We start from the raw sequence: 21113 nt of genomic DNA, 5'->3' as shown, positions 1-21113 counted from the left end.
ACAGGAAAAGTTCATCGGAAATGCCTGATAACGCGGCATTTCAGAAGTCCACCGTCACGCCCGGAAGGCTCAGTTCCCTCATCAGATCGCGCAGTTCCTGCCGCGCGGCGATATTGGACATGTTGAGGTTCTCAACCCCCACGTCCTTCAGGTCCAGAAGGGTCAACCCGCGCGGGAAGAGTTCGCGGAAGACGACGCGCTCGGAAAATCCGGGCGCTACGCGAAAGCCGATGCGACGTGAAAGCTGGTCCAGCGCTTCACCCACCTTCTTCTTATTGTGCATCTGCTGCGCGCCCAGCCGGTTGCGCACCACAAGCCAGTCGATGGGCCGTAGCCTGGCGGCGGAACGCGCCTGCCGCGCGGCCCAGACCATTTCGGCATAGATCGACGGGCCAGTGACCTTTCCCGTGTCGGGATCGGTCCGCGCCAGCAGGTCGAAATCAACGAAACTGTCGTTGAGCGGCGTTATGAGCGTGTCTGCCATGGAATGGGCCAGCTGGCTCAGCCGTGTATGGGATCCGGGGCAGTCGATAAGGATGAAATCCGACAGCGGTTCAAGGTCCGACAAAGCGCTGGAGAGGGCCCAATCGGCATGGTCCTGCCCTGCGGGCGGTTGGCCAGAAGGGAGCATCCGGTACGTCGGTGTCGGCAGATCAATGCCCGAACGGCGCACGAAAGCCATACGATTTTCAACATACCGCCCAAAGCTCCGCTGCCGGAGGTCGAGGTCGAGCGCGCCGACGCGATGGCCCATCCGTGTAAGCGCTGTGGCGACATGCATACAGGTCGTGGACTTGCCGGAGCCGCCTTTTTCGTTCCCGACAATGATGAAATGCGCCACGCCCGCTTCCCGTCCTGTCGCGCTCACCCCGGCGCGAAGCGACTATAGGAGGGCGGTTTCGTTATGGAAAGCGGGTGAGCCACTCTCTCAGGACCGTGGCCGCGCTGCATCATTTCCCGCGCCCCGCCTATCTCCGTCGCGTCGGCAGGGGTTTGGCGGAGGCCCGGAACGTCTCCCACGGGTCGCTGGCAAGGTGATCCGCGATGTTCAGGACAGTGAAGTCCTGCGGGCCGATCCCGGGCAGCGCCTCCCACGGGACCGGCATGGAAACCGCAGCGCCGGGGCGCGCGCGGGTCGAATAGGGGGCAACTGCCGTCATCCCACGCTGATTACGCAGGTAGTCGATCAGGATCCGGCCCTTGCGCTTGGCCTTGCTGATCGTTGCCACGAAACGCTCCGGCTCCTCGGCAGCCATCGCCTCCGCAAGCGATTTGGTGAAGGCCTTCACGGTGGGCCAAGTCGCCTTCGGGGTGAGGGGTGCTACCACATGCAACCCCTTGCCGCCCGAGGTCTTGACGAAGGCTGCAAGACCCGCCTCTTCCAGCCGCTCCCGCACCTTGCCCGCCGCGCTGACGATATCGGGCCAGCCAACCCCCTCGCCGGGGTCGAGGTCCATCACGATCATGTCGGGCTTCTCCCAGCTCTGCAGGGTGGATCCCCAGGGGTGGATCTCGAGCACGGCAGACTGGACGAGCGCGATCAGCCCATCGAGATCGTCAATCGCGACAAAGGGTTCCTCCGGGTTCTTCGGATCCTTGACCTGATGGACCTGCTCCGGGATGCCGCGCCATGCGTGTTTCTGAAAGAAACTTTGCCCCTCTATACCCTCCGGGCACCGCAGCAGCGCCAGCGCGCGGCCGGTGACGAAGGGGGCGATCCGCGGCCAGACCCGCGTGTAGTAATCGGCCAGATCCGCTTTCGTCACACCCTCTGCCGGCCAGTAAATACGGTCGGGATGGGTGAGTTCCACGCTTGCCGGACGCTCCACGGCTGCTTCCTCCCGCACGATGTCGCCTACAGGCTTGTCTTCCCGCAACCCGCGAAAGGCCGCGTGGCGCAGGCGCCCGTCAGATGTCCATGCCCGGAACTCGACTTCCGCCACCAGATCCGGATGGACGTAGTGAAGCCCGCGCCGGGCGGTAGCATCCAACTGCGCGCTGAATGGGCTGTCGTCACTTTCCAAAGCCGTCAGACGCACCCACAGGTCATGCGCAACCTCTGCCGTGAACCCCGTCCCCACCCGTCCCACATAGCGCAAGGCCCCGGCTTCCTGCACACCTAGTGCCAGCGACCCGATCGCCTGCGGCGTGGCGGAGGATTGCGTGAACCCGCCGATCACGAACTCCTGCCGGGAGGCGCATTTGGCCTTCACCCAGTCCCGCCCCCGCCCGGATACATAGGGTGAAACTGCGCGCTTGGAGACGATGCCCTCCAGCTTCAACCCGCAGGCATGCGCCAGCACATCGGCACCGTCGTTGTCGAAATGCGCGCTGAACCGAACCGGGCCTTCGCGGGGGACCAGGCGCTCCAGCGCCGCCTTCCTGTCCACCAGCGGCAGGGCGCGCAGACCATAGCCATCCAGATGTAGAAGATCGAAGGCGTAGTAGACGAACCGGTCCGCCCGCCCGCCGGAAAGATCGGCTTGCAACGCACCGAAATCGGAGACGCCGGAAGCCTTCTCCACCACCAGTTCGCCGTCGATCATCGCGGCGGTCGCGGTGATCGCCTCCAACGCCTCGGTCAGCGGCCCCGAGAACCGCTCCGTCCAGTCCAGTCCGCTCCGAGTCAGAAGGCGCACCTTCCCTTTCTCCAGACGGGCCAGCAGGCGGTAGCCGTCGAACTTGATCTCGTGCAGCCAGTCGCCGCCCGCGGGGGGATGCCCCACAAGCGTGGCCAGCATGGGCTCGATGAAATCCGGCAGCTTTTCCTTCCGACCCGGCTTCTTTCCGGCGTGACTGTCCCCGGCGTTACGTTCGCTGGCGCCCGGACGCGCGGTCGTGCTTTCCAGCTTTCTCTGTCGAGTCTTCGCCGCGCGGGACATGAGCGGTGCGGTTTTGCCCACCTTCGTGCCCTTCTGAACCGTCGCCTTGGAAACTTTAGCGGCGCTGCCGAGACCCTTGCCCACCTCCTCTACCGTCCGACCACTCGCGACGGAACGAGGTGCCTCCTTCAGGATGTCGCCCGCCTCCCGCGCGTCGCCATCCTCCGCCTTGATGAGCAGCCAGTTGATCCGCTTCTCGCCCCGGCGCGGTTTCATGCGGATCAGATGCCAGCGGCCATGCAGCTTCTCGCCCTCCAGCTCGAACTCCAGATGGCCCTTCTTCAAACCGGCGTGCGGGTCGAAATCCGGTCGCCAGCGCCCCTTGTCCCAGACGATGACGCTGCCACCGCCGTATTGCCCCTTCGGGATCGAGCCTTCGAACGTGGCATAATCGAGCGGATGGTCCTCCACTTCGACAGCCAACCGCTTCTCCGCGGGATCGAGGCTCGGCCCGCGCGTCACGGCCCAGCTCTTCAGTACGCCGTCCAACTCCAGCCGCAGGTCGTAATGCAGCCGCCGCGCATCGTGTTTCTGGATGACGTAAAGTCCGCCCTCACCCGTGGTGGTCTTGCCCTGTGGCTCGGAAGTGCGCGTAAAATCCCGCTTGGCGTTGTAGGTTTCCAGCGCCATCCGTCAGGCACTCTTTTTCTGCGAGGGTTTCTTTGGCGCTTTCTTGGGAGCAGCCTTGGTCGCGGCTTTCCCGCCCGCGCTGAGCCGGAGCGCTTCCATCAAGTTGACCACCTTCTCCTCCTTCCGGGGCTTGGGCTTGGGCATGGCACGGCCTGCGATCTTGGCCTGCACCAGCTCCGCCAGAGCGGCGTCGTAATGGTCCTCGAACTCCTCAGGCTTGAAGTCGCCGCGCTTGGTGTCGATGATATGTTCGGCAAGATCGAGCATCTCGCCACCAATGTCATAATCACCAATGGAATCAAAAGCATCAGAAGCGCTTCTCACCTCATAGTCGAACTTTAGCGTATGCGCGACAAGACCTCCGTCATGCGCTCGGATCAACAAGGACCGCTCTTTGCGGAACAGGACTGCATCGGCAATCGCTGCCGCCGACCCCCGTGCGAGGCCGGCGTGGATCAGCTCATAGGCCGCACGCGCGCCGCTATCGGCCGGTGTGATGTAATACGGCTTGTCGAAATATTCTGTCTCTATCTCGTCACAGGCAAGAAACCGGGAAACATCGAGCGTTTTGTCCGACTTCGGAACCGCGCTCGCGATCTCCTCGGGATCAAGCAAGATGTACCGGTTTTCCTCTGTGCGATATCCCTTGACCTGATCCTCGCGGGGGACGGGTTTGCCGGTTTCCGCGTCCAGCATTTCCCGCCGCACCCGATCACCCGTCTTACGGTTGATGATATGGAAGGACACGCGCTCCGCAGTGGAGACCGCGGCATGGAGCGCCACCGGACACACCAGTTCATCTATCTTGAGATAACCTTTCCAAAGCGCGCGCGGTGCCATCGGCCTCTCCCAGCCGGGAAACGATCCTGCCCAACGCCGCAACGGTTCCGTTCGTTCCGCCGGAGTCCGGCGTTCGGCAAACGCATCGTCTCCGCCGCTTGCCCGGAGCGCCCCTGACCCGCTACACTGCGTGGAACAGCACTCAGCGGGCGTTCATGCGCAGGCATATCTATCAATTCGCCCTCAGTTTCTCTGGCCTCGGTGTGCTGCTGGGGACCCTGTTTCTCGCGGCATCCTTCGCTCCCAGCCTCATTCCCCGCAATCCTGTTTTTCAGGGGGTACTGACCGGCATGTCGGCGGCGCTCGGATACGGGATCGGTGTGTTCCTCCGCTGGCTTTGGGATTATCTGGAGCTTCCGACGAACCGGACCGGCTGGGACGTGCTGGCGCTGAAGATCGCGGCAAGCGTCGCCTGCGGCGGTATCGCGCTGTTCTTTCTCTGGAACGCTTCCGAATGGCAGAATTCCATTCGCCTGCTCATGGGACTGTCGCCGGTGGAGACATCGCGGCCCTACACGGTGGGCTACATCGCGCTGGCGATCTTTCTCGTCCTCGTGCTTATCTCGCGGCTTTTTGCGCTGATGATCCGATGGGTGGCGGATTATCTCAGCACTCATGTACCCAGACGGGTGTCGAACATCTTGGCGCTGGTGTTGGTCTCCTCTGTCTTCTGGATGATCGGCAATGGCGTGCTGGTCACTCAAGCGGTCGGCGCGCTGGACGCCTCCTACCGGCAATTCGACACGCTGGTGGAAGACGGGATTCGTCCGCCGGAGGAGCCGGGCAAGACCGGAAGCCCGGCCTCTCTCATTGAATGGAAGACCCTGGGCCGTGCGGGGCGCGAGGTCGTCACATCGCCCCCGGTCCAAAGCGATATCGCGGCGTTCACGGGCCGTCCAGCTCTTGAACCGCTTCGGGTTTATGTCGGTGTCGCCTCCGCCGAGACGGTGCGGGAGCGGGCGCAGCTCGCCTTGGAGGAGTTGATCCGCGTTGGCGGCTTCACGCGCTCCGTGCTGGTCATCGCGACGCCAACGGGCACCGGCTGGCTGGACCCGGCCAGCCAGCGCGCACTGGAGTATCTCGAAAACGGCGATGTCGCGACGGTCACGGTGCAGTATTCTCACCTCCCGAGCTGGCTTGCGCTGCTGGTGGACCCGGATATCGGCGACGAAACCGCACGCGCCGTGTTCGACCTGATCTACGACTACTGGCACCGCCTGCCGCGCGATACCCGACCGCGGCTTTATCTCCATGGCCTGAGTCTCGGCGCACTGAACTCCGACCTTTCGGCCAATCTGCTCACGGTGATCGATGATCCGTTTCAGGGCGCGTTCTGGGCAGGTCCGCCCTTCCCGACCCCGACATGGCGACAGATGACGAACGACCGCAATCCCGGCAGTCCCGCCTGGCTGCCCGAAGTGCGGGACGGCTCGCTCGTGCGGTTTACCAACCAGAAGAACCATCTGGATGAGGCGACGGCGCCATGGGGTCTGATTCGCATCATCTATCTGCAATACGCCTCTGATCCGATCACCTTCTTCAGCCCCTCCTATGCCTATACCTCCCCCGAATGGCTTGGTGATCGGGGGCCGGATGTCTCACCAAAACTCCGTTGGTATCCGATCGTCACGTTCCTTCAACTCGTGCTGGACATGATGACGGCAACCACAACGCCGATGGGTTACGGGCATGTCTTCGCGCCGGAACATTACGTGGATGGCTGGGTCGCGCTGACGGAGCCGCCCGGCTGGACCGCACCGGAAATCGACCGGCTCAAGCGGAAACTGGCGGCGGAACTGCGCAACAAACCTGTACCGGCCGGTCCATGACGATCCGCGCGGCCCGCTAATCGGGCGTTAACCCGCGACTGGCAGAGTGGACTTTCCTGACTGTAGGAGAATCGATGTCCGCCGCCGCCCTCGCCATTTCTCCCCTCCGACCTGCCCCCGCGCACAAGGTCCTCTCCGGCCCGCAGAAAGCCGCAATCATGGTACGACTCCTGCTGGCAGAAGGGGCGGAGGTGCCTCTTTCGAGCCTGCCGGTCGGAATGCAGGAATCCCTCACAAGGGAGCTTGCCCGGCTCCGGCTTGTGGACAGGGAGACGCTGGTTTCGGTGATTGAGGAATTCGTGGCAGAGCTGGAGGCGGTGGGCCTCGCTTTTCCCGGTGGGCTGGAGGGGGCCCTGAACCTGCTTTCCGATCAACTCAGCACGCCTGCCATCACCCGCCTCCGCCGCCTCGCACGTACCGGAGAGGTAAACGACCCCTGGGATCTCGTGCTCGCGCAGGCGGACGAGCCGCTGCTCGCACTGCTGGAACGCGAAAGCGCGGAGGTCGGCGCAGTGCTCATCTCCAAGCTGCCCACCGGGCGGGCCGCCACTCTGCTCGGCAAGCTGCCGGGTGATCGCGCGCGGCGGCTGGCCTACTCCATGTCGCTGACGGGTGGCATCGCGCCGGAGATGGTTGCCCGTATCGGGGCCACCCTCGCCGCCCCGATCGAAGCGCAAGCCCGCGCCGCCTTCGACGAAGGCCCGGTTGAGAGGATCGGCGCCATCCTGAACTCCTCCGCGAACGAGACGCGGGAAGATGTGCTCAAAGGACTGGAGGAGGAGGATGCGGAACTGGCCGGGCGGGTCAGGCGCGCGATCTTCACCTATGCCGACATTCCCGAACGCATCGAACCGCGCGATGTCGCTCGCATTGTCCGGGGTTTGGATCAGACCGATCTTCTCCTCGCGCTCGCGGGATCGCGTGGGCCGGAAAGCGCGAGTTCCGCCTTCATTCTCAAGAACATATCCCAGCGCCTTGCGGCAGGTTTGACGGAAGAGATCGCGCTCCTGCCGGAAAGCGCGCTGAAACAAACAGAAAAGGCTCAGAATGCCGTGGTCACACGCATCCGCGACCTGCTTTCATCGGGAGAGTTGACGCTCCGCAGCATGGATGGCTGACGAAAGCGTGCCCACAGACAAAGCGGGATCGAGATTCCCCTGCGCCAGCCTCTTCGGCTGCTCACTTCGCCCGCGACCAGACCTGACTGCGGCAGAGGATGAGCACGCAGCCCGAAACGGTCAGCTTGTCTCCCGCCATGCTCATCTTGGACGCGTAGGTCTTTCCACGATCCGGGGCAAAAATCTGGCCGTTTTCGTAGCGGCCACCGCCCGCCGGCTGCATGTCCCAGACAATCCGCTTTCCGATCCGGTCGGAGGGCACCGATTTGCCATCCGCCGCGAAGGCGGCGGTCAGCGTGCCGCAGAACCTGTCGCCGCATGGGACGATTTCCACACGCCCGTAATGGCCGTTGTCGTCCGGCTGGGTGAGCCACGCCCCCTGCACGGGGTCCGCAGCGAAGGCCGCCCCGCTTGTCATCGCGGACAAGCCGATGACAGCAAGGCCGACGCGCCACCTTGCCAGCCAGCCCGCCTGAAAAGACTTGCCGACCGGCGCCGTCAGCTTCCCGCGCCTGTCACGCGCTTCCCGCGAACCCCGGCTCCAACGTGATTTTTCCATCAATACCCTCCCTCTCCTCGACGGAATGCTGCCATGACGTCAGAACGGTGCAAGTCTGGACGTGGGGTCAAGGAGGCGCGGACTTTCAGCGCGGCGGGCTTCGCCCCTTTCCGTCGAGGTGGCTTCCGGCTATCAGGCGGACGAAGTTTCTCAGAAGAGGCGCAGATGATCCTTTATCCGGCGATCGACCTCAAGGACGGGCAATGTGTGCGGCTCTACAAGGGTGCGATGGAGCAGGCGACGGTCTTTTCCGACGATCCGGCCGCACAGGCGCGCGCCTTCGTGTCCGCGGGGTGCGAATGGCTGCATCTCGTCGATCTGAACGGCGCTTTCGCGGGCCATCCGGTCAACGCCGAGGCAGTGGAGGCGATACTGGCGGCGGTTGAAGTTCCCGCACAGCTCGGGGGCGGCATCCGCGACATGGCCACCATCGAGCGCTGGCTGGATCGCGGGCTGGCGCGGGTGATCCTCGGGACGGTGGCCGTGGAAAAGCCGGAGCTTGTGCGGGAGGCGGCGCGCGCCTTTCCGGGCAAGATCGCCGTGGGGATCGACGCGCGCGGTGGCCGAGTTGCGACCCGTGGCTGGGCGGAGGAGACGGAGGTGCAGGCCACCGACCTCGCCCGTTCGTTTGAAGACGCGGGCGTGGCTGCCATCATCTACACCGATATCGACCGCGACGGGGCCATGCAGGGACCCAACGTCGCTGCCACTGCCGCCCTGGCGCTGGCGGTGTCGATCCCGGTGATCGCTTCGGGCGGGGTTTCCTCCATCGCGGATCTCGTCGCCCTGAAACGATCGGGGGCGCCGCTGAATGGCGCAATCTCCGGTCGCGCACTCTACGACGGCGCTATTGATCTCGGTGAGGCGCTCGCGGTTCTCAAGGCCTGATCAGAGGGGCGTCATCGCCCCTTCCCCCACGACGGTCGTCCATTGGCGGACGGTCCAGCCGCTCACCAGACCGCCGGTCACATAGGGGTCGGCCCGCGCGAACCTCTCGACGACCTCCCGCGAGGGCGCGCGGAAGATGATGACCGCACCCGGCGGTTCATCGGCAAAGGCGCCGCCCAGAGCCAGCTCTCCCCGCGCCACGGCCGCGCGCGCATGGGCCAGATGATCTGCCCGCAGCGCCTCCCTGCGCTCCAGATAATCGTTCACGTAATCATAGATCAAAAGCCAGTGCATCATGTACTCCCCTTCCCGGGCAGCATCGCAAGGTCCGAGGCCCTCCGCAATCGCTCCTATCCATGTTGACGGCCATGCCCCGGCAGAGCCCATTGGCCCGGACGCCGCTTTACGCTAAGACGCGCGGGGAAGGATTTTCAGCATGCTCAAGACCCGCATCATCCCCTGCCTGGACGTGGCCGACGGCCGCGTGGTGAAGGGTGTCAACTTCGTCGATCTGGTCGATGCGGGCGATCCCGTCGCTGCGGCGGAAGCCTATGACGCCGCCGGTGCGGATGAGCTGTGCTTTCTCGACATCCACGCCACGCATGAAAACCGCAGCACGATGTATGACCTCGTGACCCGCACGGCGGAACGCTGCTTCATGCCGCTGACGGTGGGCGGCGGCGTGCGGACGCCTGCGGATGTGCGCGCGTTGTTGCTGGCGGGTGCGGACAAGGTGTCCTTCAACTCCGCCGCAGTGGCCGACCCGGATGTCGTGGCCCGCGCGGCAGACCATTTCGGCAGCCAGTGCATCGTGGTCGCCATCGACGCCAAGACGGTCGCGCCAAGTCGCTGGGAAATCTTCACCCATGGCGGCCGCAAGCCCACGGGGATCGACGCCGTGGAATTTGCCTGCACGGTGGCAGAACGCGGGGCGGGGGAGATCCTCCTCACCTCTATGGACCGGGACGGCACGCGTGCGGGGTTCAACCTGCCGCTCACCCGGGCCGTGGCGGATGCGGTCTCCATCCCCGTGATCGCCTCCGGCGGCGTCGGCACGCTGGACCATCTGGTGGAAGGCGTGACGGAGGGCCATGCCTCTGCCGTGCTCGCGGCCTCCATCTTCCACTTCGGCACCTACACGATCCGGGAGGCCAAGGAGCACATGGCCGCCGCCGGTATTCCGATGAGGCTTGCATGACCGCGCTCGAACGTCTGGCCGCCACGGTGGAGGCCCGCAAGGGCGCGGACCCGGAAAGCTCATGGACGGCAAAGCTCCTTTCCCGCGGGCCGGAGAAATGCGCCGAGAAATTCGGCGAGGAGGCGGTGGAAGCCATAATCGAGGCCGTCCGCGGCGACCGGGAGCGCCTCGCATCAGAGGCGGCGGACGTGCTCTATCACATGCTCGTCATGCTGACCGCGCGCGATGTGCCTCTCTCCGCCGTCATGGCAGAGCTTGAGCGGCGCGAAGGCACCTCCGGCATCGCCGAGAAGGCCGCCCGCCCCCGGTAGGAGAAGGGGCGGAAAGTTGCATTCCGACCGACCTCGGTCCATATAGCCGTCAAACCAAGCGGAGCACAGGATGACCTATCTCGAATTCGAAAAGCCTCTGGCCGAGATCGAGGGCAAGGCGGAGGAACTTCGGAATATGGCCCGCGCCAACCCGGAGACGAATGTCGAGAAGGAGGCCGCCGCTCTCGACAAGAAGGCCGAGACGCTGCTGCGCGATCTCTACAGGGGCCTGACGCCGTGGCAGAAATGCCTTGTCGCGCGGCACCCCGACCGGCCGCATTGCAAGGACTACGTCGAGGCCCTGTTCAGCGACTGGATGCCGCTCGCCGGGGACCGGGGCTTCGCGGACGATCACGCGGTGATGGGCGGGCTGGCACGGTTCAACGATCGGCCGGTTGTCGTGATCGGTCAGGAAAAGGGGCATGACACCTCCACCCGGATCGACCGCAACTTCGGCATGGCGCGGCCCGAGGGATATCGCAAGGCGATACGGCTGATGGATCTGGCCGACCGGTTCCGGCTGCCGGTGGTCGCGTTGGTGGACACGCCCGGCGCCTATCCCGGCAAGGGTGCGGAGGAACGCGGACAGGCAGAGGCCATCGCGCGGTCCACGGAAAGATGTCTGAAGATCGGCGTGCCACTGGTCTGCGTGGTGATCGGCGAGGGCGGCTCGGGCGGCGCGGTGGCCTTTGCCACGGCGAACCGGCTCGCCATGCTGGAGCACTCCGTCTATTCGGTGATCTCGCCGGAGGGCTGCGCCTCCATCCTGTGGAAGGACGCGGAGAAGATGCGCGAGGCAGCGGAGGCCCTGCGGCTGACCGCACAGGATCTTCACAAACTCGGCGTTATCGACCGTATCGTACCGGAGCCGCTGGGGGGCGCACAGCGTGATCCGGGCGCGGCGATTGACGGTGTAGGCAAGGCTATCGCTGCGATGCTGGGCGAGCTTGACGGCATGGGTCGAGAAGACCTGATCCGGGAGCGGCGGCGGAAGTTTCTCGACATGGGATCAAAGAGCCTCGCGGCCTGAACCGCAGGAGCCGGAAGGCCTGCCGCAGGGGAGAGGCATGTTCGACGCCGCCATTAGCGCGGACATGCCCGATCTCAGGTCACCACATCGTCTTTGCCGCGCGCTCCGGCCATGTCCGGTCATAGTCCGGCCCGCCCACCTGCCCTGCGGTCGCGGCGACGAGCATCTCTCCCGGCGTGGGCAGGCCTGCCGCCTCATCCCCCGCCGTCCACAGGCGGGACCGCATGATCGCCCGCGCGCACTGGAAGTAGACTTCCTGCGTCTCGATGATCAGGACGCTGCGTGGCAGCACGCCCTTTCGCGCGAAACTCCCGCGCAGATCGTCATCCGCTGTGACAGTGCCGAGCCCGTTCACGCGAAGGACGTTGTTGGAGCCCGGTACCATGAACAGCAGGGAGAGGCGCGGATCGCGCACGACATTCCGCAGCGTGTCGATCCGGTCATTACCCTTCCAGTCCGGCAGGAACAGCGTTCTGTCGTCGGCGATCCTGACAACCGCACCGTCGTCACCGCGCGGAGAACAGTCCGTGCCCTCCGGCCCGACCGTCGCTACAAGGCAGAAACGCGATGCCTCCATCCAGCGGCGATACTCCGGCGTCAGGCCAGGCGTGACCTTGCGGGCGGCGGCGGGCGCGGGCGTGCCGTAGAGCGCTTCCAGCGCCGCGATATCGGTGATGGCTTTCATGACAGCGTCTCCTGCACGGGAAAACCCGCTTCCATCATCAGCGCGTCGGAAGCGTCTTCCACCCTCTGCTCCAGTGTTTGCAGAAAGGCCTGATGTTCAAGGCCGGGCGCGATGCGTGGCAGAAATTCCAGCACGGCATGACCCGGACGCCTCAGCAGGCCGCGCCGCGGCCAGAATACGCCGACATGCGTCGCCGCGGGAACGCAATCCTGCCCCAGTTCGAGATAAAGAGCGGCCGCGCCCCCTTTGTAGCGCTCGGTCGCTCCGGGAGCGACACGGGTGCCCTGGGGGAAGATGATGAGCTGTCCCGGCATGGAATGGCCCGCCGCCACTTGGGCGACCATCTGGCGCAGCGCCTTCCCCCGCTTCCCGCGGTCAACTGCAACACAGCCGATGCGCTTGGCATAGAAGCCGACGATGGGCGCCCAGAGCAGCTCTTTCTTCATCACGAATTTTGGCCGCGGCACGGCGGAAACGATCAGGATGATATCGAAGAACGACTGATGCTTGGACGCGACGAGAACCTCATCCTGCGGCACATCGCCCCGGATTTCGGAGGACAGCCCGACGATCCAGCGCGCCGACCAGCGGACCCACCGGCAATAGCTCCGGCAGGCAGTATAGGCGATCTCCCTCCGGAGCAGAACGGCGGGTGTGAACACGAGCGCGAGCACCGCCATCATCACGTACATCTGCACGATAAACACAAGCGAGAGGAGATACTGGAGAGGCAGGAACCGTCGCATCACTGGAAGCCGCGCAATGTCCTCAAGGCCGCCGTCCGGGTTGCGGCAAGGGCCACCGCGGCTGCGGCCAGCGGGACAAGCACTGGCCAGAGCCAGGCCGCGCCACGGAAGCCCAGCCCCTTCAGCACCGCATCCTCCCCCGAGGGCAGCAGCGCCAGCGCGAGCAGCGCGATCACGGTGCCCACCGCCGCTCCGCCGAGCGCCCGGAAAGTGAAGCGCCGCACGAAAGCCTGTGCGATATAGCTGTCCCGCGCGCCCACCAGCCGCAGCACCCGAATCGTCTGCGCATTGGCCGAAAGCGCGGCGCCGACGGCCAGCGCGATCATCGCCGCCGTCGTCGCACCGATCACCAGCACGGAAGCGACACCCAAAAGGCGCAGCCGGTTCGCGGCAGAGACGAGCGGCGCACGCCAGCGGCTGTGGTCGTCCACCACCGCGCCCGGCACTTCGGCGCTCAAACGAAGGCGAAGCGCGTCTATGTCAAAACCGCTGACAGTGCGGGCCTCAATGAGCTGGGGAATAGGCAGCTCCTCAACGGGAAGGTCGGGACCGAACCATGGCTCGAGCAGGGCCCGGGCCTCATCCGCCGAAAGCGCCCGCGCGACCGACACGGCCGGAGTGGAGGCAAGAACGGAAAGCGCGGTTTCCGTCTGGCGGGCCATATCCTCCTCCGGGGCGGAGATGCGGAGCGTGATCGACCCGTCGAGCGCGGAGGACCAGTCGGCGGCGATGCGCCCTGCCGCGGTGGAGAGTGCCAGCGCAAAGACGGCGAGGAAAGCCATGGCCGCGGCGGTGAAAAGCGTGAGCTTCGCCGCATTGCCGGAGGGCGGCACCACCCGGTCTGAGGCACCGTCCGGCTGGAGAAGCGCGAGCAGGGAGGAGAGATAGGAGGTCAACGCGTTCACAGGTCCACCCCAGCAAGTTGCACCCGACGGCCGCGGATGCGGAGCACACGAGCTGCCACCCGCCCCTTGGCCCAACGGATCAGGTTCATGTCATGGGTGGCGATCACTACTGCCTTGCCCATCCGGTTCAGCTCGATGAGCAACGAGATCAGACGCTGTGCCATGTCCCAGTCCACGTTGCCCGTCGGCTCGTCGGCCAGAATCACGTCGGGAGAGGTGATGATCGCCCGCGCCAGCGCCGCGCGCTGCCGCTCTCCACCGGACAGTTCGGGCGGCAGCGCCTCCGCATGACGGGACAGGCCGACCCAGGCAAGCAGTTCCTGAAGATAGGCTTCCGCCTCCTCCCCCCGTCCCGCGACGGTGAGCGGCAGTTCGATATTCTCCGCCAGCGGCAGGTGGTCGAGGAACTGGCAGTCCTGATGCACAACGCCGATCCGCTGGCGCATGTCGGCGACCGCATCACGCGGAAGCCCGGTCACATCCTCTCCGAAGATGCGCAGCGCACCGCTGGTCGGCACGAGTTCCCCGTAACACAGCTTGAGGAACGTGGTCTTGCCCGCGCCGGAAGGCCCGGTCAGGAAGTGGAACGATCCGGGAGCAAGGCGCAATGACATGTCGGCCAGCAACTCCCCTCCGCCATAGCTGTAGGCGACGTTCTGAAATTCGATCAACGACTTCTCCGATGCTGCCCGGCCCCGTGCCGGCGCGGTTTCTGCGACCGCACTGGACGTTTCATCCACCGGTAGAGCCGGGGTTGGATTGACGTCGGCGCCTTGTTACAACAGCGCAAAGTTAGGATCCACAGCGAGACGCGGGTCGAGGGCAGATGCGGCTGATTTGCGCGAACTGCGGTGCGCAGTACGAGATTTCCGATACGGCGATCCCGCCCCAAGGGCGGGAGGTGCAATGCGCCGCATGCGGCCACAGTTGGTTCCAGACGCGGGAGGACGCAACGCCCGCTCCCCTGCCCCGGAGGCCGGTGGACGAGGGCGTGCTGAACGTCCTGCGGGAGGAGGCTGCCCGCGAGGCGGAAGTGCGTCGCGGCCCGAATCGGGACAGCGAGGCCCGCGCCACGCAGGCAGCGGAGCGCCCTCCGGAACCGACCCCCGCCGACCCTCCGATTGCTCCGGCCATTGGCAGGCTGCCGGACGTTGACCAGCCGCAGGATATTCCGCTTCGCGAACCCACCTTGCCGGCTCCCGCAAAATCTGCGCAGCCCGTGGCGTCTCCTGCCCGCCCCCGCAACTGGGAGCCGGCTCCCGGCCCGGTTGATATGCCGGTCAATCAGGCGCTGGAGAATTTCGTCAATGAGGAGGAAAGCGAACGCGGCCGGCGGCGCTTCAACATCGGCTTCGTCTGTGGGCTCCTGCTCATCGCCTGTCTCGTTGCGCTTTACATCGTGGGGCCGGGTCTCGCAGTCGATATGCCGGGGCTCGCGCCCTACATCACCACCTATGTGGAGAATGTGAACGCCGCGCGCATCTGGCTCCGCGATCTGGCGACACCCCTGCTCGGGGCGATGCAGGGCTGACGCCGGTCCCTATTGACCTTCCCCCAACTGGAAGGACCATATCGGTCGGAGAGACAGGAGGCGTCATGCAGAACTTCATCGTCAATGACATGAGTTGCGGCCATTGCGTTGCGACGATCCGAAAGGCATTTGCGCAGACCATGCCGGATGCAGATGTGAAGATCGATCTTCCCCGTCATCTGGTGTCGGTGAAAGGCGATGCCGCCCGGGCGGCTGAGGTCATCCGCGAGGCAGGCTACACCCCCGAAGCGTCGTAAGGCTGGAGCCGCTTGTCCACCCCTGGCAGGCCGTTGAAAGAGGCCCTTTGACCTCTGTCGGAACGGAAATCGTTCGTAATCTGGCGAAATCCAGCTGGAAATGTGCATACTTGCGACATCTCCGGGCCGATCTTCCCATTTCCTGCACGTAGGGCATGACACTTCAGGACTTTTCAGCAGCCTGCTGGAGTATGAAGCTTGGCAGTCTGCAGTCTGCGAAAACCATCCCGCGGTTTTCGTCCTCGCGCATGAAAAAGGCTGCCGGTTCTCCCCGGCAGCCTTTGATCTTGCACCGACCCGAAAGATCAGTCCTTCGCACGCTCCACATAGCTGTTGTCGGCAGTGGAGATGACGATGCGCGTGCCCGCACCGATATGCGGCGGGACCATGACACGCACGCCATTCGTGGCCAGCGCGGGCTTGTAGGAGGAGGAGGCGGTCTGCCCCTTCACCACCGGCTCGGTTTCCGCGATCTCCACGACCAGCTTCTGCGGCAGCTCCATGGCGATGGCGACGCCTTCAAACGTCCGTAGGTAGACCTTGATACCGTCGGTCAGGAACACCTTGTCGTCGCCCACCACATCGGCCGAGACGGTAAGCTGCTCGTAGTTCTCCGGGTTCATGAAGTGGAACCCTTCACCGTCCTCGTAGAGGAAGTCGTACTCACGCTCATCCACCGTGGCCTTCTCCACCATCTCGGTGGTGCGCCAGCGTTCGGCAACCTTCACCCCGTCGGAGATGCGGCGCATGTCCACGGAGGTGGTCGGCGTGCCCTTGCCGGGATGGAAGTTCTCGGCCTTGAGGACGACATAGAGCCGGCCCTCCAGTTCGACGACATTGCCCTTGCGGAGCGAGGAGGCGATGACTTTCACGGGTTTTCCCTTGAGCTTGTCCTTGAGCTTTGGCAGCGGGCCGCGTAAGCCCCCGCCACTTGGCCGGAGGCCCTAGCGCATCCTGCCCGGAAATTCCAGCCGAAAGCCGCAGGACCCTCCGCCCATGACCGATACGCCCTGGTGGACCGCCGACCGCCACGCCGACCGCCGCCCCCTGCTTCTGGCCCGGAACCGCATTCAGGCCGCACTGCGGGGTTGGTTCGCGGCGCAGGACTTCGTTGAAGTCGATCCCGCGGCCCTGCAGCTCTCACCGGGAAACGAAGCGCATCTCCACGCCTTTGCCACGCAGGCCATTGGCAATGCGGGAGAGACGCGTCCGATGTATCTGCACACCTCCCCCGAATTCGCGATGAAGAAGCTGCTGGCCGCGGGAGAGCCGCGCATCGCCGCCTTTGCCCATGTCTGGCGCAACCGGGAGCGCGGCGCGCTGCACAGCCCGGAGTTCACCATGCTGGAATGGTATCGAGCGGGCGAGCCTTATGAGCAGCTGATGGCGGATTGCGCGGAGATCATGCGTCTCGCCGCGGACGCGACGGGCGCGACGCTGTTCCGCTTTCGCGACCGGACCTGCGATCCCTTTGCACCCCCAGAGCGGTTGAGCGTGGCCGACGCCTTCGATCGCCATGCCGGGATCGACCTGCTGGCGACGTTGTCTCCCGCCGGCCAGCCGGACCGCGAGGCTCTGGCCGGCGCCGCGCGCATCATTGGTACGCGTGTTGCGGAAGATGACACCTGGTCCGACATCCTCTCCCGCATTCTTGTGGAGCGGGTGGAGCCGCATCTGGGGCTTGGCCGGCCCACCGTTCTCGACCGCTATCCGGCGGTGGAGGCTGCGCTGGCCCGCAGGGCGCCCGACGACGTGCGGGTGGCGGAACGGTTCGAGCTTTATGCCTGCGGGGTCGAACTGGCCAACGGGTTCGGGGAACTGACGGATGCTATCGAGCAACGGCGCCGTTTCATTGCCGAAATGGACGAAAAACAGCGCGTCTATGGCGAGCGCTACCCTCTGGACGAGGATTTTCTCGCAGCCCTGCCGCAGATGCCTCCCGCGAGCGGTATCGCGCTGGGGTTCGATCGGCTGGTAATGCTCGCAACCGGCGCCCCCCTAATCGACATGGTCGTCTGGACGCCAGTCGCCTGACCGGCCCGGGGCGCCTCCGCGATCAGCCGCCGTTCAGCAGCGCCAAGGCTTCTGCATGGATTTCCGCATTGGCGGCGGCAAGGATGCGCCCGCCCTCATGAGCAGGCCCTCCGCGCCAGTCGGTCACCATGCCGCCCGCCGCTTCGATCACCGCGATGGGTGCCTGCACGTCATAGGGTTGCAGGCCCGCTTCAATCACGAGGTCGATCTGCCCGGCAGCAACCAATGCATAGGCGTAGCAATCCATTCCATAACGCGTGAGGCGCGCGGCTTCCGACACTCGCCGGAAAGCCTTCCCTTCCTCGGGAGTGCCAACTTCGGGGAAGGTCGAGAAGAGGATGGCCTGCGAAAGCGGGCGGGGTACACGGGCCTTCAGTGGCCGCCGCCCTTGCGGCCCGTCCATCTCCGCCATGCCGAGCCCGCCCCGGAAACGCTCGCCGATATAAGGCTGATCGATCAGCCCGAACACCGGACCGTCCGTATCGGCGACGGAGATCAGCACTCCCCAGGTCGGCGTACCGGAAAGATAACCCCGCGTCCCATCGATCGGGTCAAGCACCCAGGTCAGGCCACTGCTGCCCTCCGTGCGGCCGAATTCCTCTCCGAGGATGGCATCCTGCGGGCGCTGCCGAGCGAGAATGGCGCGCATCTCCTGCTCCGCCAGCCGGTCCGCCACGGTGACAGGATCGAACCGGGCGGTTTCCTTGCTCTCCGCGGACAGGTCGAAGCTGCGAAAATGTCGCAGCGTCGCTGCGCGGGCCGCATCGGCCAAGGCATCCGCCGTCGTGATGAGGGCGGCGCGGGTTTCTGCGTCAATCGTCATGATATGCTCCGGCAGTTAAATTGCCGGTAGCGATCCATGTCCGGCCCGTCAAGCGGGCCGGCGCTGGAGGGAGCCTTCAAACCGGCGGCTTTCAGGCCGCGTCGCTGAGAACGCGGGCAAGTTCGAACAGCCGGCGGCGCTGGTTTTCCGGGATCGCATAATACGAGCGGACGAGTTCAAGCGCTTCCTTGTCGGCAAGAATATCGCCTTCCGCGACCTTTTCCGGCGCTTCCGATTCGAGCCCTTCAAAGAAGAAGCTGACCGGTACCGCGAGCGCCTCGGCGATATCCCACAGACGGGATGCGCTGATGCGGTTCATTCCCGTCTCATATTTCTGGATTTGCTGGAACTTGATGCCGACTTTGTCCGCAAGCTGCTGCTGCGTCATGCCAACCATCCAACGACGATGGCGGACGCGCTTGCCAACATGCACATCGACGGGGTGCTTCATCACTCACTCCTCACTAACCGGGAAACCGAACGGCGCCCACAACCTAAATAAGCAAATTTCGTGCCAACCAGAATGCCGTAAACAGAAAAGTCTCGGCAATTACTTTTATAACTTTTATCAACTCAGGGCGGAACAAGTTTATGCGAGTTCGCGCTGGTTTTTAGAAAATTTTAGAAGAAAAACAGGGCTGCTTTACACATTTCAATTGCAGAAAGCGAAAAATGTCTCTTCTCATTTCCTATTCTGCAACGTGCAACCGGAGAGGCTCACGCAACCCCTGCCCTCCGTAAGCCTGACGAAAGGCTTGGGCGAGCGCGTCGCGAATCTCTTTGTTGCCGCCGCCCGCCCTATAAAGGCAGATTTGCGTCCAGCCAAGGTCCGGCAGGTTGGCCTCCGAAGGGACAGGAACGCAACCTTGGGGAAGCCCCCCGCCGATCCGCACAGTGACGGCCAGGTCGGCGGCCGCGGTCGCCTCCATCACATGTTCCGACTGCCCGTCGAACGCCATTTCCCACGGTATGTCGGCCCGATCGAGCGCCGCGATCGCCAGAGGCCGGAACCTGCAGCGCTCCTCAAACGCCAGCCGCAGCGGCCGCTTCTGCGCCGCCATCCCCCCCGGCGCACCGATCCACATCAGATCCCGCTCAGCCAGCACTTCGCCATCCTCGCCCACATTTTCTTCCGTCGTCAGGATGAAATCCAGCTCCCCCCGTCCGAAGGAAGCTTTCAGGGTGGTCGTGAAGGAGGAAACGAGATTGATTCTCATTCGCGGGTAAAGGGCGGCGAACCGCTGAAGGATCATCGGAATTTGCGGATATACGATGTCGTGCGGCACGCCGATACGCAGCTCGCCCTCATATACATCAGCTGTCAGCCGGGCGAGCGCCTCGTCATTCAGTTCCAGCATCCTGCGCGCATATGTCAGCAGTTGCTCTCCTTCCGCCGACAGCGACATCCGCCTGGCGGCGCGGCAGAAAAGCTGAAGACCGAGTGCGTCCTCCAATCGCCGTATCTGCATGGATACCGCGGATTGCGTAAGATTGAGCAGACCCGCGGCGCGCGTGACACCGCCGGATTCAGCCACCGTGACAAATGAACGCAGGGCGACAAGATCGAGGTTCCTAATCATCACACACCTTGATGACATACAGCACAAACATTCGTTTTCATTATACCATATAAAGCATCATATCTGACAACAGAAATCGTAAGAGGCCGGTTGAAAGGCGCCGGCCAAGAGAAGAGGTCGGATCATGTTCGGTGTATTCACAGCTCCTTTCAGCCGCTTCGCAAGAAATGCAGAAACGGCTCGCAACACCCGGAAATCAATCATGGATTACATGCTTGATGCGCAGTCTCTCCGTCGCCAACGGCTGCACCTTTCCGCTCTAGATGACAGGCTCCTCGCCGATATCGGGCTCACGCGACACGAAGCGGAGGGGGAGGTGAAGCGGCCTGCTTGGGATGTGCCGCGGCACTGGCGGCGCTAACGGACCTGCGCTGACGCGACTGTTCGCGGCCTGCGAGGCCGGGGCTTAACCCGCTTGAAACATATTGCCGTCATACCGATATTGGGGGAGGTCGCCCGGTCTCCGTTCGGAACTGGGGAGATCCCTGAATATATGGAGGAATTGATGGCAGACTACAATTCGGTCCGCATGGGTCAGGCGGGTGTCCGAACCGCGCAGATCGATGAGGGTCTTCGCGCTCACATGAACAAGGTCTACGGGCTTATGTCCGCCGGTCTCGGCGTGACGGCAGTTGTGGCTTGGTTCGTCGGCTCCAACCCGGCACTGCTGGCTCAGATTTTCGGCTCGCCTCTGAAGTGGGTGGTAATGTTTGCGCCGCTGGCCGTGGTCTTCGGCTTCAGCGCCATGATCAACCGGCTCAGCCAAGCCGCCGCGCAGGGGGTGTTTTTCCTCTTCGCGGCTCTTATGGGCCTGTCGATCAGCTATATCTTTGCCGCTTACACCGGCATCTCGATCGCGCAGACATTTCTTGTCACCGCTATCGCCTTCGCCGGCCTGAGCCTCTATGGCTATACGACCAAGCGCGACTTGTCGGGCATGGGCACTTTCCTTGTCATGGGTCTGATCGGCCTGATCGTTGCGTCGATCGTCAACATCTTCCTCGGCTCGCCTGCGGTGATGTTCGCGATTTCGGTGATCGGTGTGCTGATCTTTGCCGGACTGACGGCTTATGACACTCAGAACATCAAGGCCACCTACGTGCAGATGGCAGCCGGTGGCAACTCCGAGTGGCTGGGGAAATCCGCCATCATGGGTGCGCTGAGCCTCTACCTGAACTTCCTGAACATGTTCATGTTCTTGCTGCAGTTCATGGGTAACCGCGAGTAAGCGCGCCGCTACTACGTAAGGGGGCCGGTCATCGGGACC

The 21113-nt window shown here is 64.2% G+C and carries 24 protein-coding genes; 11 read left to right on the top strand and 13 right to left on the bottom strand.

Annotation, left to right across the window (positions count from 1 at the left end; genetic code table 11):
• Positions 1 to 40 precede the first annotated feature (40 nt).
• The 3 genes from CG51_RS14175 to ku all read right to left on the bottom strand — a co-directional run bounded on the left by CG51_RS14175 (position 41) and on the right by ku (position 4352).
• Entirely contained in the window at positions 41 to 841 is an 801-nt protein-coding gene (locus CG51_RS14175) for a division plane positioning ATPase MipZ (RefSeq protein ID WP_035746052.1), read from the bottom strand.
• 127 nt (positions 842 to 968) lie between these two features.
• Complete coding sequence (ligD, locus tag CG51_RS14170; RefSeq protein ID WP_035746050.1) at positions 969 to 3512, bottom strand: DNA ligase D; 2544 nt, start codon at positions 3510 to 3512, stop codon at positions 969 to 971.
• Between the two features lie 3 nt (positions 3513 to 3515).
• A complete protein-coding gene (gene ku / locus CG51_RS14165; protein WP_035746048.1) occupies positions 3516 to 4352 on the bottom strand; it encodes a non-homologous end joining protein Ku in 837 nt (278 codons plus the stop codon).
• A gap of 155 nt (positions 4353 to 4507) precedes the next feature.
• Between ku and CG51_RS14160 the strand changes: the two genes are divergently transcribed.
• Positions 4508 to 6181 (top strand): alpha/beta hydrolase, encoded by a 1674-nt coding sequence (locus CG51_RS14160; RefSeq protein ID WP_051930624.1) that lies wholly within the window; start codon positions 4508 to 4510, stop codon positions 6179 to 6181.
• A 74-nt stretch (positions 6182 to 6255) separates the two neighbouring features.
• Positions 6256 to 7299, top strand: a complete 1044-nt coding sequence (locus tag CG51_RS14155; protein ID WP_035746046.1) for a FliG C-terminal domain-containing protein — start codon at positions 6256 to 6258, stop codon at positions 7297 to 7299.
• A 61-nt stretch (positions 7300 to 7360) separates the two neighbouring features.
• On the opposite strand, the gene CG51_RS14150 is transcribed toward CG51_RS14155, so the two are convergent.
• Entirely contained in the window at positions 7361 to 7858 is a 498-nt protein-coding gene (locus tag CG51_RS14150) for a DUF2147 domain-containing protein (RefSeq protein WP_332888845.1), read from the bottom strand.
• A gap of 165 nt (positions 7859 to 8023) precedes the next feature.
• On the opposite strand from CG51_RS14150, the gene hisA reads away from it, so the two are divergent.
• Positions 8024 to 8746 carry a 1-(5-phosphoribosyl)-5-[(5-phosphoribosylamino)methylideneamino]imidazole-4-carboxamide isomerase gene (gene hisA / locus CG51_RS14145; protein WP_035746044.1) on the top strand — a complete coding sequence of 241 codons (723 nt, stop codon included), beginning with the start codon at positions 8024 to 8026 and terminating at the stop codon, positions 8744 to 8746.
• On the opposite strand, the gene CG51_RS14140 is transcribed toward hisA, so the two are convergent.
• Positions 8747 to 9043, bottom strand: coding sequence for a YciI-like protein (locus CG51_RS14140; RefSeq protein WP_198947643.1), 297 nt, complete (start codon positions 9041 to 9043; stop codon positions 8747 to 8749). It lies immediately after the preceding gene.
• Positions 9044 to 9182: 139 nt separating this feature from the next.
• On the opposite strand from CG51_RS14140, the gene hisF reads away from it, so the two are divergent.
• The 3 genes from hisF (at position 9183) to CG51_RS14125 (ending at position 11285) form a co-directional block, all read left to right on the top strand.
• Positions 9183 to 9944, top strand: a complete 762-nt coding sequence (gene hisF / locus CG51_RS14135; RefSeq protein WP_035746042.1) for an imidazole glycerol phosphate synthase subunit HisF — start codon at positions 9183 to 9185, stop codon at positions 9942 to 9944.
• Positions 9941 to 10255, top strand: coding sequence for a phosphoribosyl-ATP diphosphatase (locus tag CG51_RS14130; RefSeq protein WP_035712832.1), 315 nt, complete (start codon positions 9941 to 9943; stop codon positions 10253 to 10255). Before hisF ends, CG51_RS14130 begins: the two co-directional genes overlap by 4 nt.
• A gap of 70 nt (positions 10256 to 10325) precedes the next feature.
• Positions 10326 to 11285: an acetyl-CoA carboxylase carboxyltransferase subunit alpha gene (locus CG51_RS14125; protein ID WP_035746040.1), complete on the top strand. Its 960-nt coding sequence runs from the start codon at positions 10326 to 10328 to the stop codon at positions 11283 to 11285.
• Positions 11286 to 11364: 79 nt separating this feature from the next.
• Here the strand turns inward: CG51_RS14125 and CG51_RS14120 are convergent, their stop codons facing one another.
• From CG51_RS14120 to CG51_RS14105, 4 genes are read right to left on the bottom strand one after another with little or no spacing between them, the layout of a single operon-like run.
• A complete protein-coding gene (locus CG51_RS14120) occupies positions 11365 to 11970 on the bottom strand; it encodes a pyridoxamine 5'-phosphate oxidase family protein (RefSeq protein WP_035746039.1) in 606 nt (201 codons plus the stop codon).
• Positions 11967 to 12716: a lysophospholipid acyltransferase family protein gene (locus CG51_RS14115; protein ID WP_035746037.1), complete on the bottom strand. Its 750-nt coding sequence runs from the start codon at positions 12714 to 12716 to the stop codon at positions 11967 to 11969. The genes CG51_RS14120 and CG51_RS14115 overlap by 4 nt, the downstream gene beginning before the upstream one ends.
• Entirely contained in the window at positions 12716 to 13612 is an 897-nt protein-coding gene (locus tag CG51_RS14110) for a cell division protein FtsX (RefSeq protein ID WP_035746100.1), read from the bottom strand. Before CG51_RS14110 ends, CG51_RS14115 begins: the two co-directional genes overlap by 1 nt.
• Before the next feature lie 5 nt (positions 13613 to 13617).
• Positions 13618 to 14292 carry a cell division ATP-binding protein FtsE gene (locus CG51_RS14105; protein ID WP_035746035.1) on the bottom strand — a complete coding sequence of 225 codons (675 nt, stop codon included), beginning with the start codon at positions 14290 to 14292 and terminating at the stop codon, positions 13618 to 13620.
• A gap of 155 nt (positions 14293 to 14447) precedes the next feature.
• Between CG51_RS14105 and CG51_RS19235 the strand changes: the two genes are divergently transcribed.
• Both CG51_RS19235 and CG51_RS14090 read left to right on the top strand, forming a co-directional pair.
• Positions 14448 to 15152: a zinc-ribbon domain-containing protein gene (locus CG51_RS19235; protein WP_084695203.1), complete on the top strand. Its 705-nt coding sequence runs from the start codon at positions 14448 to 14450 to the stop codon at positions 15150 to 15152.
• Between the two features lie 65 nt (positions 15153 to 15217).
• On the top strand, positions 15218 to 15409 hold the full coding sequence (locus tag CG51_RS14090) for a heavy-metal-associated domain-containing protein (RefSeq protein ID WP_035746030.1): 192 nt from the start codon (positions 15218 to 15220) through the stop codon (positions 15407 to 15409).
• Positions 15410 to 15714: 305 nt separating this feature from the next.
• Here CG51_RS14090 and efp read toward each other — a convergent pair whose 3' ends face one another.
• Entirely contained in the window at positions 15715 to 16281 is a 567-nt protein-coding gene (gene efp, locus CG51_RS14085) for an elongation factor P (protein ID WP_035712845.1), read from the bottom strand.
• A 124-nt stretch (positions 16282 to 16405) separates the two neighbouring features.
• On the opposite strand from efp, the gene epmA reads away from it, so the two are divergent.
• A complete protein-coding gene (epmA, locus tag CG51_RS14080) occupies positions 16406 to 17443 on the top strand; it encodes an EF-P lysine aminoacylase EpmA (protein ID WP_035746028.1) in 1038 nt (345 codons plus the stop codon).
• Positions 17444 to 17465: 22 nt separating this feature from the next.
• Here the strand turns inward: epmA and hisN are convergent, their stop codons facing one another.
• The 3 genes from hisN to CG51_RS14065 all read right to left on the bottom strand — a co-directional run bounded on the left by hisN (position 17466) and on the right by CG51_RS14065 (position 19846).
• Positions 17466 to 18266, bottom strand: coding sequence for a histidinol-phosphatase (gene hisN / locus CG51_RS14075; RefSeq protein ID WP_035746026.1), 801 nt, complete (start codon positions 18264 to 18266; stop codon positions 17466 to 17468).
• A 91-nt stretch (positions 18267 to 18357) separates the two neighbouring features.
• Positions 18358 to 18717, bottom strand: coding sequence for a helix-turn-helix domain-containing protein (locus CG51_RS14070; protein ID WP_035746025.1), 360 nt, complete (start codon positions 18715 to 18717; stop codon positions 18358 to 18360).
• A 238-nt stretch (positions 18718 to 18955) separates the two neighbouring features.
• Complete coding sequence (locus tag CG51_RS14065) at positions 18956 to 19846, bottom strand: LysR family transcriptional regulator (protein ID WP_051930620.1); 891 nt, start codon at positions 19844 to 19846, stop codon at positions 18956 to 18958.
• Positions 19847 to 20048: 202 nt separating this feature from the next.
• Here CG51_RS14065 and CG51_RS19625 point away from each other — a divergent pair, with 202 nt between their 5' ends.
• Complete coding sequence (locus tag CG51_RS19625) at positions 20049 to 20207, top strand: DUF1127 domain-containing protein (protein WP_084695202.1); 159 nt, start codon at positions 20049 to 20051, stop codon at positions 20205 to 20207.
• 144 nt (positions 20208 to 20351) lie between these two features.
• A complete protein-coding gene (locus CG51_RS14060; protein ID WP_035746095.1) occupies positions 20352 to 21074 on the top strand; it encodes a Bax inhibitor-1/YccA family protein in 723 nt (240 codons plus the stop codon).
• The last annotated feature ends 39 nt before the right edge of the window (positions 21075 to 21113 follow it).

Source organism: Haematobacter missouriensis, from assembly GCF_000740775.1.
Classification (GTDB): Bacteria; Pseudomonadota; Alphaproteobacteria; order Rhodobacterales; family Rhodobacteraceae; genus Haematobacter; species Haematobacter missouriensis.
Note: the sequence above shows the minus strand (reverse complement) of the source record. Positions and strands in the feature narration are given on the sequence as shown.